Genomic DNA, 16,816 nt, shown 5'->3' with positions numbered 1-16,816 from the left:
CTTTTTTATATTCTTTCTTATAATTAGGTATTATTTCATTATTCTTAGGCTCTTTTGGCTCTAATGTTTGAGAATAACGACGATAATTATTAACCCATCTACTTAATAATTGGGGATTTAAGTCGTACCTTTTAGCAATTAAAATATTGCTTCCTGATTCTAAAACTTCCTTAACAAATGAAACTCTTTGATCTTCTGAAAACTTTCTTGTAAATATTTTTTTCTCCATCCCTTAGACCTCCTAATCATCTTAAAACTATTTTACTTTGTTTGAGTAAACATTGTCCATTCTAATTAGGGGGCCTATAGGACCTGAACTTTCAACTTTCCACTCTCAACCTTCAACTTTATATTTAGAAAGTCTATGACTTCCAACAATAATCGTCAATTATCAATTGTCAATTTAAAAAGGGTCATAGTCTTTTTTTATTTTAAAGCCTTTGATATTACCTGTAATCTCTATAATATCAATATATATATCTTTAAAATTAATAAATATTATTATTTTATTAGAGATAAAATAATAGTTATATTAACAATAAAATATGTTAATATAAGTGGTGACAATATGGGAATTAGGGTGAAGATATATTTGTAAAATTGGTAATATTATAAAATAAATATAGAATATCAAAGGAGAATATTTTATGGAGCAAAATCAATTTACTAGAACAGAACTGTTAATTGGAAAAGAGGCTGTGGAAGCTTTAAATAATAAGAAAGTAGTAGTTTTTGGAGTGGGAGGAGTAGGGAGTTTTTCTGTTGAAGCATTAGCAAGGGCTGGAGTTGGCAATATTGTAATAGTAGACAGCGATACTGTATGCGTTACAAATATAAATAGACAAATACATGCTACTCATAAAACTGTTAATATGTCTAAGGTACAATTAATAAGAGATAGAATTTTAAGTATAAATCCAAATTGCAATGTTATTGTACATGAGAAATTTGTGAACGCTAAAAATATAGAAGAGATAATAACAGATGATGTAGATTATATAATTGATGCTATAGATACGGTATCTTCAAAGCTAGCATTAGCACAGTGGTGCTATGAAAATGAGGTTCCGATAATAAGTTCAATGGGAACAGGTAATAAACTTGATCCAACTCAATTTAAAGTTTCAGATATATTTAAAACAAAGGTTTGTCCTCTTGCTAAAGTTATGAGACATGAACTTAAAAAGAGAAATGTAAAAAAACTTAGGGTGGTTTATTCAGAGGAATTACCAAAGAAGCCTGTTAACGTAGTCAATAATAATACTTCAAGTACAGATGATACATTAGATATTACAAGAACAACAAAAAGACAAACACCTGGAAGCATATCCTTTGTACCACCAGTTGCAGGAATGATTTTAGCGGGAGAAGCTATAAAAGCCTTGATTAAAGAATACATATAAGAATACATATAAGAATATAGAATTTAAAAGTAAGCATCCTTATTTAGAATTAAGTAAGGATGCTTACTTTGTTTAGGCACATTCAAAAAAATAACAAGTTATTTTCTTTCATGTGCCTTACTTTATGGATATTATAAATTTTGGATCTATGGATAACTTTGATAACTATTAAAATATATAGATTTTTTAGTTGAAGGTTGAATGTTGAAAACTTTAATCAGTTATGAGTTACAAGAGTTGAGGTTAAATCTTCTAAAACTTTCAACTTTATATTTAGGAAGTCCATGACTTCCAACAATAATCGTCAATTCTCAATTTTCAATTGTAAATTAAAAAAAAGGGCGAAGCCTTTTGCTCTATGATGGGTAATACCTCTAAGCTTTGTAAAAAAGAATGAGTAGAAAAGTTTAATATGAAATTTATATGTTATATATGGCATTAATCAATGTTTAAAAGTGTGTATAGTCTTTATTGTATAAATAAGATGAATAAAGTAACAGTAATGTTTTTCTAAAATACTATGTAGTAGTAAGTAAATTTGAGATTTTTTATATAAGTTTAAAATAAGAATATTAAACTTTAGGGGCGATGAGCTGTGGTTAATAATCTAAAGATGAAATGGAAAATAATGTTTTATTTTGTGATAATGATGTGTATAAGTTTATTAACTGGTTTTATAAGCTTTATGAGTTTAAATACTGCCAATAATATGGGACTAAATTACTTTGAAAACCAAATGAAACCAGTAGTAAATGTATCAAGACTAACTAATGATTTTCAAAAATCAAGAATTTCAATAAGAGACGTTGTCATGGAAGATAGTGTTGATGAAATAAATAAAAAAGTACAGATGTGTAAGGAATATGATTCAAAGATAACTGAAGATGTAGATACATTAGAGGATGGCATAAATGATGAAAGACTTTTAGATAATTTTAAAAATATAAAATCATCCTTAGAGGCATATGAAAATGAGAGAAATGTAGCTTTTGGATATTTACAAAATAATGAAAGAGCAAAGGCTATGGATGTATTAAATAATAATGCAACACCAAAAGTAAATGAAGTGGATAAATATGTAAATGAATTATACAATGAAATTTCTCAATATAGTGAAGAGGCTTTAACTGAAAATCAAGCAAAGGCAAAAAAACTACTTTATGCAACCATAGGTGTAATGATTTCAAGTCTAGTAGCAGCAATGATTTTGGGATTAATATTATCTAGAAGAATAACAAAACCTTTGAAAAAATTAGTTGATATTTCAAAAGAAGTTGCAAAAGGAAATGTAGATGTTGAGTTTGAGTTTGATGGAAAAAATGAAATAGGTGATCTTTACAGTGCATTAAGATTAATAGTTGAAAATATAAAGAAAAAAAGTAATGTTGCTTATAATATATCTAATGGAAAATTAGAAAGCATAGATGTTAGTGGAGAAAAAGATATATTATCTAAAGCATTAAATGATGTGGTAGAAAATTTAAGTTCTTTGGTTGGTGAAAGTGGAGCTTTAATAGAAGCTGTTAATAAGGGCGATTTAAAAATTAGAGCTAATAATGAAGAAATAAAAGGAAGCTATTTAGAAATATTAGAGGGAATGAATCAGATATTAGATTCAGCATTAGAACCTGTAAATGAAGCTATAGACGTATTACAGGAGTTTTCGAAAGGAAATCTAGATGTTAGTGTAAAAGGTGATTATAAGGGAGAACATGCAAAAATAAAAGAAGCTTTAAATAGTACTATAAATAAAATATCTTTTTATATAAGTGAAATTTCTAGAGTAACTAATGAGCTTAGTAATAGAAATTTAGATGTAAAAATAAAGGGGAACTTTTTAGGAAGTTTTAAAGAGATAGAAGTATCGCTTTTGACAATAGTTAATTATTATAATGATATATTTAAACAAATACAATCATCAATAAAAGAAATATCATATGGAGTAGAGAATGTAAATAGTGTAGCATTAAATGTATCTCATGGAGTAAGTGAACAAGCAAGTGCAATAGAGGAAATAACAGCATCAATAAGTGAAATAACTGAACAAATAAAAGCAACATCAAATGCAATTCAAGAAGCAAATAGTTTATCTATAAATTTAATTTCTAGTGCGAGTTCTGTTGAAGTGAAAGTTAAGGAAGTTATGGTATCTATGGAAGATATAGATGTTTCCTCAAATAATATATATAAAATAATAAAAATTATAAATGAAATAGCATTTCAAACAAATATATTATCATTAAATGCAACTATAGAAGCAACTAAAGCTGGTGAGTATGGAAAGAGTTTTGCTGTAGTTGCAGAAGAAGTAAGGAAATTATCAGAAAGAAGTGCTGAAGCTGTTAAGGAATCTTCTAAATTGATAGAAGACACTATAAGTAAGGTTCAAGTAAGTAAAAATGCAGTTTCAGAAACTACAACTTCAATTGAGGATATATTAAATAAAGAAAAAAATATAGGGGAGCTATTAAATCACATTTCAGAAACTTCAAAAGTTCAAGCAACAAATATAGAACAAATAAATTTAGCTATAACAGAAGTATCAAAAGTTACAGAACAAAATGCTAATAATTCAGAAAGTACAGCAAGTTATACAGAAGAGGTTTTAAAAGAAACAAATCAACTTAAAGAGGTAGTAGATACATTTAAATTGAAAAAATAGGTAAAAAAGGAAGATTAACATGAGATTTAATATGTTAATCTTCCTTTTGTAATTACATTGATTTTTCTAATTGTTTTATTAAAACATGTACTTCTTCATGGACCTTAATAACTTTATCAATTGCCTTGTCTTTTGGTAAGTTATAGGAATGCCATAACAACGCTTTAATCTCCTCAGAACCTAAAAGGTATCTAAAAGTTTCAGAATTATCATAAGCATCCTTAATATTTTTTATTGCATTTGTTTCTAATACTGTACAGTTTGCAGTATCTTCTTTATTGCAAATATAGCTAAGAAAATCTAGTATACTATAATAGTTTTCGCATAGTTTAGGATTAATATATGCAGTTACTGTAAAGGGATCATTTTTAGCGTCTATATCCATTTCATAAATGAAGTTGAATTTTAATAATTCCTTTTCTAGTCTTTCTTTTAAATCTCCACAATTTATAATTCTTCTGTTTTCCATAAGACTCAGCTCCTCTTCATTTATTTGAAGGTTAATAAAAAATAAATTTAAAAAATTAAAAATTAAATTTTATTTTTTATCATTACTAGTGTTAGAAAAAAATCAAATTATGATACTAGAAGATTTTTAGAAAACAATTATTTATATAACATGTTATGAAAACAATATATTTTATAATAAAATAAACTAGCATACTTATTTATTATTTTTTTGAATGTGCCTAAGTGCATTAACATTATATATTTAATAAAATTTAATTGTATAGGATAAAATTAAAGGGCTTATATTAAAAATTATCTATTTAATTTTTAAGTTAATAAAATTTAGTATAAGATAAATTTAATAATACTTTATTTTGAAAAGATAAGTTAAATATTTAGAAAATAGGAGAAATAATATTATGATAGAAAAATTAGGAATAAATTTTTTTGAAAGGGATGGTAGAGTTGTAGCAAAAGAGCTTTTAGGTAAAATTTTAGTTAGAAAATATGAAGAAAAGGTACTTATAGGTAAGATAGTTGAAACAGAAGCTTACATAGGAGAAATAGACAAAGCATGTCATGCATATGGAGGAAGAAAAACACCTAAGATTATGCCACTATATTCAACATGTGGAATTGCATATGTTTATTCAATATATGGAATGTATCATTGCTTTAATGTAATAACAGGTGAGGAGAATGATCCTCAAGGGGTTTTAATAAGAGCAGTTGAACCTATAGAAGGGTTAGATGAAATAAGTAAAAATAGATTTAAAAAAGTATTTAATGAATTGAAGAAAAAAGAAATATTAAATCTTACATCTGGACCATCTAAATTATGTATAGCTTTCAATATAGATAAAAGATTAAACACTCATTCTATTTTTAGTGATGAACTGTATATTGGTTCATCTAGTGGTATAGAAAAATTTGAAATAGTAAAATCTAAAAGAATTGGGATAGATTATTCTGAAGAAGCTAAGGATTTTTTATGGAGATATTACATAAAAAACAATAAATTTGTCTCAGTATTAGATAAATAAAAACTAATTTTTTTGAAAAATAATTAATTTTTAAAATGTTATTTCAAATAACAAAATTTATAAAATATTCCCATTATACATTTATTGTATATTTGCCAATGAATAAAATAATGAAAATTATAAAAACTATAGTGTAAAAATATTGAGAAGGGTGATTGTATGCTTTTGTTTAGGATGCCGGATTATCTCATTACACCATTAATTTCTTCAGGATCTATTTTATTAGGTTCTTTACTAGGAGCTTATTTCAGCTGGATAATATCAAAAAAAACAACAATAAAAAATATAAAAGAACAGCATAGAATTATGGAAATAAATTGGAAAAATGAAGAGTTTTATAATTATAAAAAAGTCTGTGTATATGCAAATATAATAAGATTAGATATATGTACTGCGATTTTTCAAAGTATAAGAGCGTTAAAATCACTAAAAAACAATGAAGAGCTGAGGTTTTATCCAACTCCTATTAATAAAAACTACTCTAACTTAGTTGCGTCATTAAGTGATAAATGTAACTTAAAAGAATTAAGCTATATTTATCAATTATATGGCTTGATTGAAAAATTAAATTTTGATATCCTAAATTATAATATAGTGGATAGAAAAAATAGAAACATAATAATATCAGACTATGAAGCAGTCCTAGAAAAAATTTATGGGGACAACAGAGACAAAGTATTAAGCATAGATGATGAAACAGCTACATATCAACAGCTTTATCTTAATAATATTATAAAAACAGGATATAAAGATATTTTAACTAAGCTAGATGAGTTATGCGCAATTGAACAAAAAGAGTTAGAGGATGAAAAACAGTTATACAATGAATGGAAATAAATAATATAGGAAAAACAAATAGTACATATAAAAGAATAAATTGGAAATTATAATGAGAATTATGATAAAATTTTATTGAGAGGTTTTGAGGGGGATTATTTTATGATCAATGTTTTTTCTGTGTATAGTGACAAAGTAACACTAAGAGAGATAACTCCTAGTGATATAGAGAATTATGTGAATTGGTATTTTCATGATAAAGAATGGGAAGAATGGGATGCACCATGGGAAAGATTGGAGTTTAAAGAAGAAGAAATAAAAATATTTTTTTTTAGTAAAATGTTAAAAGAGAGGCAAAAAGAAGTAAAAAATTTTTTGCAGATAGTTACTAATAAAGGTAAACCAATAGGGTGGGTTAGCTCTTATTTTATTAAAGGAGACAAAGAAAAATTAGCAGTTGGCATAACTATTCCTCCTGTAGAAGAAAGAGGAAAAGGATATGGCGAAGATGCTATTAAAGCTTATATAAAATATCTTTCAGGTTATTATAAAAAAATATATATGGAGACTTGGTCAGGCAATAAGCCAATGATGAATGTTGCAAAAAAAATAGGATTTTATGAGATAAATAGGGAAGAAAACTTTTGGGAAAATAATGGATTTAATTATGACGGAATTACTTATTTGTTGGATTTAGAAGTTTTTTTGAATGAACAAAAAATTATATAATCTAAGTGCTAAAAAATCTAGATTGAAACTCTGGATTTTTTTTATCTATAGCATGTATTGAAATTTTAAATAATGGAAAACATATGGTTGCAAATATAAACTATGTTAAGGAATAGGGCATTTGCAGGTGAGTTTATTACATAAAATTTACAATTTATATTTATATAAAATTAAGTCTATCGAGTATAATATATATAAGAAAATTCAGAAAAAAGAAAGTTTATAGGAGGGGTTTGTTATGGCAGAAGATGTAGGCAGCATACAGGACAATTTTGGGGATAGGGCATGTAGAATGTATTTTCCTAAAGATTTTCAAAACAATATCAGTGTGGGTTTAATGGTTTTATTAAAAAATATAAAAAACCAGGGTAACTATGATGAAATTGCAGATTTATATAAAAACATAGCAGATACTGAAAATATTATAATTGTTGTACCTAATGGTGTTGATGATGACAAGTTCTACAATAATTTTGCTTTTTTGGATAGTGTAAAACAACTAATTATTGATTTTAGAAATAACTTAAAAATAAATAAAGTCATTGTAAGTGGAGTATCTAATTCAGGATATAGTGCATTAAGGCTATATGATTACTGTGGGGAATTAATCGATGCCTTGTGTCTTATGTCTGTTCATTATAATGAACCAGAACTTTTAGGAGAAAAAAGGACAATAAACTATAAGGAACCTTCTAACATATATAAATTTAAGAATACACCTATGATAATTTTTCATGGATCAGAAGATTGTCAATATGAATATAAAGATGTGAAAGAGTTCTTTAAAGAACTTACAGATATAAATTCATCAGTTCAGGTTGTAATTGAGGAAATAGACCATTGTGGAATAACTCAGTTTAGAAAAGAAATTCTTGCCATGTGGCTTAAAAAATTAAATGAAGATAAAGTTAGTTAAGGCACGTTGCATCTTTGACTTATTATTTTATTTCATGTGCCTAACTCTATAGAATAAAACATTTTAGTAATAAAACCAGCTATTTAATTTAGCTGGTTTTATTGTTCTTAATGTGCCTTATACCAAATATCCTTGGAGTCTCTGTGGGCTATTAATTTTAAAATAGTACTATATAAGTAAGAATTAAATCAAGAGCAAGAAATGATAAACTTAAAGCTAGGGCAGAGTCTTTTGAATTTTTCACATAACATATAAATGAAAAAATAAATGTCATCCAAAAATAGGACAAGAATGGTATTATGGATGGTAATAATTTTACACCATAATTTTTAAATAATATTATTGGTAATAATATTATTAAGATGAGAATTATATAAAAGAAATTTTTGATTTTTTCATTAGATGATACAAAGTAGAAAGTAGATTTAAAATTATCTTTTTTAGCACAAGTAAAAGATAAGAAAATCATAACAATAGAAAAAATTATTGATATGGATACTAATAAATAATACATAAAGAAACCCCCTTTTTATCATTTAAAATAGTATTATGATTTAAAGATTAGTTCTATATATAATATAATATTAATGAAGTTTTAAAATGTTTGTAAAGAATTAAGTATTAAGGTGGTACAGTTATGTATTTGGTTAAACTTTCCGTAAGAGAATTAGTGGAATTTGCTTTAAGGGGGGGGAGTATAGATTCAACATTTAAGGGGACATCTGTAATGCAAGAAGGTATAAAGGCACATCATATAGTACAGGAAAAACAAGGTGAAAACTATAAAAAAGAATTATCGATTAAAGGTGAAATTAATTATGATAATTTTACTTTTTTAATTGATGGTAGATGTGATGGCTTAATAAACGAAGATAGTGAAATAACAATAGATGAAATTAAATCTACGTCAAAAGATCTTATGTTTATAGATGAAGATTACAATTTAGCTCATTGGGCTCAAGGAAAAGTATATGCATATATATATGGAATTAATAATTCTATTGAGAAAATTAGTGTGCAGATAACATATGTAAATACTGATAATTATACTGAAAAAAAGTTTAAGAAAACTTTTAATATAGGAGAACTTAAAGAATTTGTGGATAATCTTTTACAAAGGTATTTAGTCCTTGCCTCATTAAAGGCAAATTTCAATGATATAAGAAATGAAACAATAGCAGCATCTGATTTCCCGTTTGAAAATTACAGAAATGGTCAACGTGATCTTGCTGTTATGGCATACAAGTCGATAAAGGATAAAAAAAGATTATTTGCTAAGGCGCCGACAGGTATAGGAAAGACTATATCAACTATATTTCCAGCAGTTAAATCTATAGGAGAAGGTAATATAGATAAAATAATGTATCTTACAGCAAAAACCATAACCAGGACAGTGGCTGAAAACACTCTTAATATACTTAGAGATAAAGGTCTTAAGATAAAGTCTATTACATTAACTGCAAAAGAAAAAATATGTTTCAATGAAGAAGTTAATTGTAATAAAGAAAATTGTATATACGCTGATGGATACTATGATAGAGTAAATGATGCTATTATAGAAGTTTTAAGCAACAGAGACGAGTTAACTAGAGATGTTATAGAAGAATATAGTAAAAAATACAAACTATGTCCATTTGAGTTTTCCTTAGATTTATCTACATTGTGTGATGTAATAATATGTGATTATAATTATGTGTTTGATCCAAGAGTATCTTTAAAGAGATATAGTGATGATGAAACAAAAACATGTGCTATATTAGTTGATGAGGCACATAATTTAGTTGATAGAGCCAGAGGTATGTTCTCAGCTAGTGTTGAAAAAACCGAAGTTTTGAAGTGTAGAAATATTTTTAAGGACATAGACAATAATATATATAAATTATTAGGAAACATAAATAAAGAGTTATTAAAAATAAGAAAAGAAAATCAAGATGCAAATTCATATGACAAAGAGAAACCAAAGGATTTAATTTCTTTGATAACAAAATTTATACCTAAGGCAGAACTATGGCTAGCTAAAAATCAAAAAATCAATGGTCATAAGGAACTGTTAGATTTATATTTTAAGTTTAACTCATTTATTAGAATATATAAGTTTTATGATAAGCGATATGTAACAATGATTGAGAGAGATAGGCTAGAATGTAAGGTAACACTTTTTTGCTTAGATCCATCAAAACTTTTAAAAGAAATAACCAAACAGTATAAGGGATGTATAATGTTTTCAGCAACACTAGCTCCTATTGAATATTATAAAGAGATATTGGGAGGCGAAGAAGAAGACTATACATTACAGCTTAAATCTCCTTTTAAAAGAGAAAACCTAGAAATTTTTATAACTCCTATATCAACTAGATACAAGCATAGAGAAAGAACATATAGTTATATATGTAAAAATATATCTATGTTATTAGATGCACGTCCAGGAAATTATTTAGTATTTTTTCCTTCTTATAGTTATATGAATAAAGTTTATGAAAGCTTTGCTCAGATTAATCCTAATGTAAAAACTATAGTACAAGAAGGCGAAATGGATGAAAAAGAAAGAGAAGAGTTTTTAAGAAAGTTTGATGAAGATAACAAAGGTACTTTTGTAGGATTTGCAGTTCTAGGTGGAATATTTTCAGAGGGGATAGATTTAAAAGGGGATAGGTTAAATGGGGCAATAATAGTTGGAGTTGGATTACCACAGATTTGTTTGGAAAGAGATATTATAAAAAATTACTATGATGAGTTAGAAAAACAAGGATATGATTATTCTTATGTTTATCCAGGAATGAATAAAATAATGCAAGCTGCAGGAAGAATAATAAGAACAGAGCAAGATGAAGGAACTCTTTTACTAATAGATGATAGATTTTTAAGTGATAAGTATATAGGTTTAATGCCTTATGAATGGCTACATTTTAAGGTTATTAAATAACTTATAAGAAGTAAAATAAAACTTTTATAAAATTTAAATTAATGAATTATTAATAAAGTTTTATTGCAAAAAGTATTAACAAATATGTAATTACCACATATAATAGAAAGGACATAATTATATATTAAATACTAAGACAATAAAGGATAAGCAAGAGGTGATAGTTTTATGAATAAGTCATTAAAAACATTTGATATTTGTTTTTCAGTAATAGCACTAATATTAATTTATTTATTAGCATATTATTTTGAAAATATATATAGAAACGGGATATGGTTTATGATATTCCCATGTATATATGTTCCTGTTATGATAATTAAAGAGATAATTATGAGGAAAACATATAAAGAAAAATATATAAATTTATATAAATAGATATATATAATATTAACTAAGAAAAACAATAAGACATGATTTCTATCAAATATAGAAATCATGTCTTATTGTTTTTCTTATTCATTAGGTTACATTATTTAAGGCACATTCAAAAAAATACCCAATAGGTATGCTAGTCTATTTGACTTATTATTTTCTTTCATGTGCATAAGTAGAAAATGTAAGAAATCCTTAATAAATATATAAGATATTTTGTAATTAATAGGGGTTAATATTAAAATATAGAGGAGGGGTGAATTTAAAGATGGATAAATATAATGTTCTTGTTGTAGATGATGAAAAAGAAATAAGAGATGCTATAGAAATTTACTTAAGAAGTAGTCATGATATAAAGATTATAAAGGCAGGGGACGGTATAGAGGCACTTGATATACTAGAAAATACCGAAATACATTTAATATTATTAGATGTTATGATGCCAAAGCTTGATGGCATAAGAACTTGTATGAGGGTAAGAGAAAGGAAAAATATACCTATAATAATGCTTTCTGCAAAGAGTGAGGATTCTGATAAAATACTAGGACTTAATATAGGTGCAGATGATTATATAACTAAACCCTTTAATCCTTTAGAGTTAGTTGCAAGAGTAAAATCTCAGCTTAGAAGATATATGGATTTTGGAAATATTGCAATAGAAGATAACTCTAGCACAATAAATATAGATGGGCTTTTAATAGATAAGGATTGTCATAAAGTAGAGGTTGATGGAGAAGAGATTAAATTAACACCACTTGAGTATAAAATATTAATACTATTAGCTGAAAATCCAGGAAGGGTTTTTGCTTCAGATGAAATATATGAAAGGGTTTGGAATGAACCTGCATATAGATCAGAGAATACAGTTACTGTTCATATTAGAAGGATTAGAGAAAAAATTGAGATTAGTCCTAAAGAACCTAAATATATAAAGGTGGTGTGGGGTGTTGGTTACAAAATTGAAAAGTAAAAAGGTTTTAGATTGGATTAGAAAGCTTTATCCATTTTTATTTTTACTGGCTATATTTATGATTATAAGTATATATAATACATTTAATCGTGGAATTAAGTTTGCAAAAATAGATATTAAAAATGCAACTCAATATAGAGAGTATGTATTGCAGCAACAAATGGAAAGTGATGAGGAGTATTCAAAGACAAATTTCGAAGAGTCAAAATGGATAAGTAAATATGTATCAGATGTAAATGTTAGAATATATTCTCAAACAAGTTATCTAAAAGATATAAAAGAAAAATCTCAAGAAGATTTAGATAAGCTAGGTAATAGTATGAGTAATGTTAAAGGCGTTAAGTTCTTTATATTGCACAAACCTAGTGGTAAATATTTAACTAATAATGATGGTTCCTTAACAAATTCAATGATAGAAGATATTAAAAATGGAAATGCAAATCTAGAATCAGAAGTAGAAGGTGTATCATATATTCGTAGTGTTTCACAGCCAGCATCTTCACCAGCAGTAATGAATTTTGAAAATCATTTGAGGTATATAGAAGATCCAGGAGAGTATTTAGAAGCATATTGGTTACCCAATACAATAGGAGAAGATGATTCAGTATATCAAGATGTAAGGTATGTTAGCAATCAAAAACAATATTTAGATAGAAGTTTGACAGAGGCAAGTAATAAATTATTGAAAGCTAAGGATAATTTAATTAATGAAGTAGCTTCAGTAATATTTAAAATAGTAATTTTAGGAATAATAATATTCTTTATGCTTTTAATTGATACTAAAGAAGGTCGTGAAATACTAGAAAAGAGTTTTGTTTTTAAGTTCTTAAGATCAATTAAAAACTGGCTTATAAATAGAATTGATAATATAAAATCAGTGAAGAATATTTTTGCATGTAAAAGCTTAAGTAAAAAATTCATGTTTTTCATTTTAACATCTATTTTATCAGTTATATGTGTATTAAGTACTATGATTCTTACAAGGACAGAAGAAGTATTCTTTGCTGGTTTAGTGGTTGTTGTTTATATTATATTTATATTACCTATTGCGTTTAAATTTATGAGAAATATATCTATGATAATTGATGGAACAGATAAGATAGTTAATGGAGATTTAAATTATCAACTTATTGAAAAAGGTGAGAAGAATCTATCTCATCTTGCAAAAAACATTAATACTATAAGAAATGGATTTAAAGTATCAATAGATGATCAATTTAAAAATGAGAGATTAAAAAGTGAACTTGTGGCAAATGTTTCTCATGATTTAAAAACACCTTTAACATCAATAATAAATTATACAGATATTCTTATGAGAGAAGATATAACAGATGAAGAGAGAGAAGATTATATAAAAATATTAAATACAAAAAGCTTAAAGCTTAAGAGTTTAATAGAAGATTTATTTGAAGTGTCAAAAATAAATAGTGGGAAATTAGAACTAACTAAAGAAAATATAAATTTAGTAGAGCTTATAAGACAGTCTCTTGGAGAGTTTTCAAATAGTCAATTATATAGTAGTAAAAATTTAAGTTTTATATTTAAGACATTTTCTGAAAATATAACAATGAATTTAGATGGAAAGAAGATGTCTAGAGTATTTGAAAATTTAATAACTAATGCTCTTAAATACTCTATGGAAAACACAAGGGTATATATTGATATTAAAGAAATACAAAGTGGGATAGCAATAAGTTTTAAAAATATATCTGAATTTCCACTAGATTTTGATAAGGAAGAGATTTTTGAACGATTTACTAGAGGGGATAAGTCTAGAACTTCTAATGTAGAAGGAAATGGACTAGGTCTTGCCATAGCAAAGAGTTTAGTTGAATGCCATAATGGTAAGATGAATATTGATTTAGATGGCGATTTATTTAAAGTATTTATAGAACTATACAATTAAATTCAGGTACATGAAAGAAAATAATAAAAGCAAGAGAAGATATAAATTCTCTTGCTTTTATTATTTAAAAAAAATTATAGTTGGTCAATGACTAATCTTCTAGTTTCAAGTTTTATACAAAATGAAAATAATTTTAAATACTTAATATATATGTCTAAAAAGGTTTATTCATTTGAATTTAAACTGTGATTTTAGTAATTCATAACAATGTAAATTATCAAGTTATAAACTTTATTAATTAGAACTTATATATTATAAGTGTAAATAAATCAATACAAAAAGAGGAATATACTAGTGGGTAGTTTTATTTTTTTTTGTTAATATTTTCATAAATATTAAATTCTCTGTAGTTTAAAAATAACTCAATGTTAAAATTAGATTATATTAATTGTCTAGTTTTGATATTATTTCTCATAAAAATTTTTGAGAATTATAGTTACCTATTATGTAAAATCACTTATACATATCTCTAAATGTAAAAATATGAACTTAGAGTAGTATCTAAATTTATATATTGACATATATCTAAATATAATATAAAATAACATTAAGACATCGTAAAATAATGGAAAATAAAGAAATAAATTATAAAAAGTTAGTTTTGGGAGATCATATAAAATTTATAAATATTGGGGGTATTTTTAATCTATTGGCAAAGCAAAAATAAAAATTACAAATTAATAATAAGGGGGAAAAAATATGAAATTTGGTCTTTTAAAGAAAAAAGATTTTTCTCTATTGATGCTTGGAAAATTAGTATCTTTTGTAGGTACTCAAATGCAGAGTTTTGCATTGTCCTTATATGTTTTATCATTAACTGGTTCTGCTACTAAATTTGCATCGGTGTTAGCTATTACATTAGTTCCGCAATTAATACTTGGGCCTATAGCTGGTGTTTTTGTAGATTGGGTAAGCAAAAAGAAAATAATAGTTTATTTAGATATATTAAATGGGGTTTTAATAGGAATATATGCAATTATATATAAAATTAATGGGGGATTAGAATTATGGCAAATATATACATTAACTATTGTTTTAGCAGTTATATCATTGATTTTTAATCCTGCTATAAGCACAGTTATACCAACAATTGTAAAAAAAGAGGATTTGGTTGATGCAAATGGGATAAATTCTTTTATTATAAATATAGGAATGGTAGCAGCTCCAGCAATAGCAGGAATTTTATTTGGCTTATATGGATTAGCGGTTATATTAGTTGTAAATTCATTTAGCTTTATACTTTCCGCCATAAGTGAGATATTCATAAATATACCACTATGTAATACAAGACCTAAAAAAATTAACTTTAAGTCTTTTTATCATGATTTTTCAGAAGGAATTAAATTTATAAAGAACAACGAAGATATCTATACAATAATTATATTAGCATTGGTAATTAATTTTGGTTTTACACCTATAGGGGAAGTAGGGTTAGCATATATTTCAAAAGAAGTGATTAAAGTATCAGATTTGCAATATGGTATGCTTCAATCTATATTAGTTACTTCTATGATGATTTCACCTTTCATTTGTAGTAGGATATCTAAGAAAATGGGGTTAGGTAAAATTCTATTCTATAATATTTTTATTTCTTCAATATTGATTGGAATTTTGGGGATTGTGCCTTCAAATTTTTATTTAGGATTATTTCAAGGTAATTTTTTCCCATATGTCAGCTTTATTATTATAAACTTTATTATTTGTTTAATTCTATCAATAGTAAATATAGCCTTAAATGCTATGATTCAAGAAAAAATACCTCTACCTATGATGGGGAGAGTAATGGCTGTAATGACAACAGGATGTATGGCAGCAGTTCCTTTAGGCCAATTAATATTTGGATTTTTATTTGATAAAATTGAGACTTGGATATGCATTGAAATTAGTGCAGTTTTAATTTTAGTGTCTATATTAATGTTTAAAAAGTTATTATTAAAAAATATTGATATAGCACCAGATGCAAATAATGATAATTTATCAATGGATTCTCATTGTGTAAGTGATATAAAATAAAAATGTTAAATAACCTTTAGATGTTTATATAAGCTTTAGTCACATTCAAAAAAATAACAAGTCAGTATGCTAGTATATTTGACTTGTTATTTTCTTTCATGTGCCCTAAGGTTATTTTTTATTTATATATAGAATATACATATAAAATTGAGTTTAACTATTTATATCACAAATTTATAAAAAACTTTTTAAAAAGGGGTTGCAATTTATTTCAAAGTGGGTATAATTAATATTAACGGATAACAATTATCCATTAATTAAAAATCAATAAATTAAAATAAATAATTTGAAAAATCTTGGGAGGGTTTATATTATGAAAAAATTTGTCTGTACAATATGTGGATATGTTCATGAAGGAGAGGCTGCACCAGCACAGTGCCCACAATGTAAAGCACCAGCTGAAAAATTTATAGAAAAGAATGACTCAGAGATGTCATGGGCAGATGAGCACAGAGTAGGAATAGCAAAAGATGTAGATGAAAGAATAGTTGAAGGATTAAGACAAAACTTTATGGGGGAATGTACAGAGGTAGGAATGTACCTAGCAATGTCAAGACAAGCAGATAGAGAAGGATTCCCAGAAGTAGCAGAAGCATATAAGAGAATAGCATTTGAAGAAGCAGAACATGCATCAAAATTTGCAGAAATGTTA

At 26.0% G+C, this 16,816-nt stretch carries 15 protein-coding genes; 12 read left to right on the top strand and 3 right to left on the bottom strand.

The window, feature by feature from the left end; all coding sequences use genetic code 11:
- Positions 1 to 229 (bottom strand): transposase (locus BM119_RS17805; protein WP_090043064.1); only part of this gene is annotated, 229 nt, incomplete at its 3' end.
- A 418-nt stretch (positions 230 to 647) separates the two neighbouring features.
- Here BM119_RS17805 and BM119_RS17800 point away from each other — a divergent pair.
- Both BM119_RS17800 and BM119_RS17795 read left to right on the top strand, forming a co-directional pair.
- Positions 648 to 1,403, top strand: coding sequence for a tRNA threonylcarbamoyladenosine dehydratase (locus BM119_RS17800; protein WP_090043063.1), 756 nt, complete (start codon positions 648 to 650; stop codon positions 1,401 to 1,403).
- 613 nt (positions 1,404 to 2,016) lie between these two features.
- Positions 2,017 to 4,065, top strand: coding sequence for a methyl-accepting chemotaxis protein (locus tag BM119_RS17795; RefSeq protein WP_143087352.1), 2,049 nt, complete (start codon positions 2,017 to 2,019; stop codon positions 4,063 to 4,065).
- Between the two features lie 52 nt (positions 4,066 to 4,117).
- Here the strand turns inward: BM119_RS17795 and BM119_RS17790 are convergent, their stop codons facing one another.
- Positions 4,118 to 4,534, bottom strand: a complete 417-nt coding sequence (locus tag BM119_RS17790) for a hypothetical protein (protein ID WP_090043061.1) — start codon at positions 4,532 to 4,534, stop codon at positions 4,118 to 4,120.
- A 400-nt stretch (positions 4,535 to 4,934) separates the two neighbouring features.
- On the opposite strand from BM119_RS17790, the gene BM119_RS17785 reads away from it, so the two are divergent.
- The 4 genes from BM119_RS17785 (at position 4,935) to BM119_RS17770 (ending at position 7,980) form a co-directional block, all read left to right on the top strand.
- Complete coding sequence (locus tag BM119_RS17785) at positions 4,935 to 5,558, top strand: DNA-3-methyladenine glycosylase (protein ID WP_090043060.1); 624 nt, start codon at positions 4,935 to 4,937, stop codon at positions 5,556 to 5,558.
- A gap of 159 nt (positions 5,559 to 5,717) precedes the next feature.
- Positions 5,718 to 6,395: a hypothetical protein gene (locus BM119_RS17780; RefSeq protein ID WP_090043059.1), complete on the top strand. Its 678-nt coding sequence runs from the start codon at positions 5,718 to 5,720 to the stop codon at positions 6,393 to 6,395.
- Positions 6,396 to 6,497: 102 nt separating this feature from the next.
- Positions 6,498 to 7,064, top strand: a complete 567-nt coding sequence (locus BM119_RS17775) for a GNAT family N-acetyltransferase (RefSeq protein WP_090043058.1) — start codon at positions 6,498 to 6,500, stop codon at positions 7,062 to 7,064.
- A gap of 238 nt (positions 7,065 to 7,302) precedes the next feature.
- A complete protein-coding gene (locus BM119_RS17770; RefSeq protein WP_090043057.1) occupies positions 7,303 to 7,980 on the top strand; it encodes an alpha/beta hydrolase in 678 nt (225 codons plus the stop codon).
- 157 nt (positions 7,981 to 8,137) lie between these two features.
- Here the strand turns inward: BM119_RS17770 and BM119_RS17765 are convergent, their stop codons facing one another.
- Complete coding sequence (locus tag BM119_RS17765; protein ID WP_090043056.1) at positions 8,138 to 8,494, bottom strand: hypothetical protein; 357 nt, start codon at positions 8,492 to 8,494, stop codon at positions 8,138 to 8,140.
- Positions 8,495 to 8,617: 123 nt separating this feature from the next.
- Here BM119_RS17765 and BM119_RS17760 point away from each other — a divergent pair, with 123 nt between their 5' ends.
- The 6 genes from BM119_RS17760 to BM119_RS17735 form a co-directional block, all read left to right on the top strand.
- Positions 8,618 to 10,903 carry an ATP-dependent DNA helicase gene (locus BM119_RS17760; protein WP_090043055.1) on the top strand — a complete coding sequence of 762 codons (2,286 nt, stop codon included), beginning with the start codon at positions 8,618 to 8,620 and terminating at the stop codon, positions 10,901 to 10,903.
- A gap of 168 nt (positions 10,904 to 11,071) precedes the next feature.
- Positions 11,072 to 11,278: a hypothetical protein gene (locus BM119_RS17755; RefSeq protein WP_090043054.1), complete on the top strand. Its 207-nt coding sequence runs from the start codon at positions 11,072 to 11,074 to the stop codon at positions 11,276 to 11,278.
- Positions 11,279 to 11,543: 265 nt separating this feature from the next.
- Positions 11,544 to 12,245, top strand: coding sequence for a response regulator transcription factor (locus BM119_RS17750; RefSeq protein WP_090043053.1), 702 nt, complete (start codon positions 11,544 to 11,546; stop codon positions 12,243 to 12,245).
- On the top strand, positions 12,220 to 14,151 hold the full coding sequence (locus tag BM119_RS17745) for a sensor histidine kinase (RefSeq protein WP_143087351.1): 1,932 nt from the start codon (positions 12,220 to 12,222) through the stop codon (positions 14,149 to 14,151). Before BM119_RS17750 ends, BM119_RS17745 begins: the two co-directional genes overlap by 26 nt.
- Positions 14,152 to 14,850: 699 nt before the next feature.
- Entirely contained in the window at positions 14,851 to 16,164 is a 1,314-nt protein-coding gene (locus BM119_RS17740) for an MFS transporter (protein ID WP_090043051.1), read from the top strand.
- Positions 16,165 to 16,477: 313 nt separating this feature from the next.
- Positions 16,478 to 16,816: rubredoxin-like domain-containing protein (locus BM119_RS17735; RefSeq protein ID WP_278336804.1), on the top strand; the 339-nt coding region annotated here is incomplete at its 3' end.

It is taken from the genome of Clostridium frigidicarnis, assembly GCF_900111985.1.
Classification (GTDB): Bacteria; Bacillota; Clostridia; order Clostridiales; family Clostridiaceae; genus Clostridium_Z; species Clostridium_Z frigidicarnis.
The sequence above is the reverse complement of the archived record's forward strand: the minus strand, read 5'-3'. Positions and strand labels throughout refer to the sequence as shown.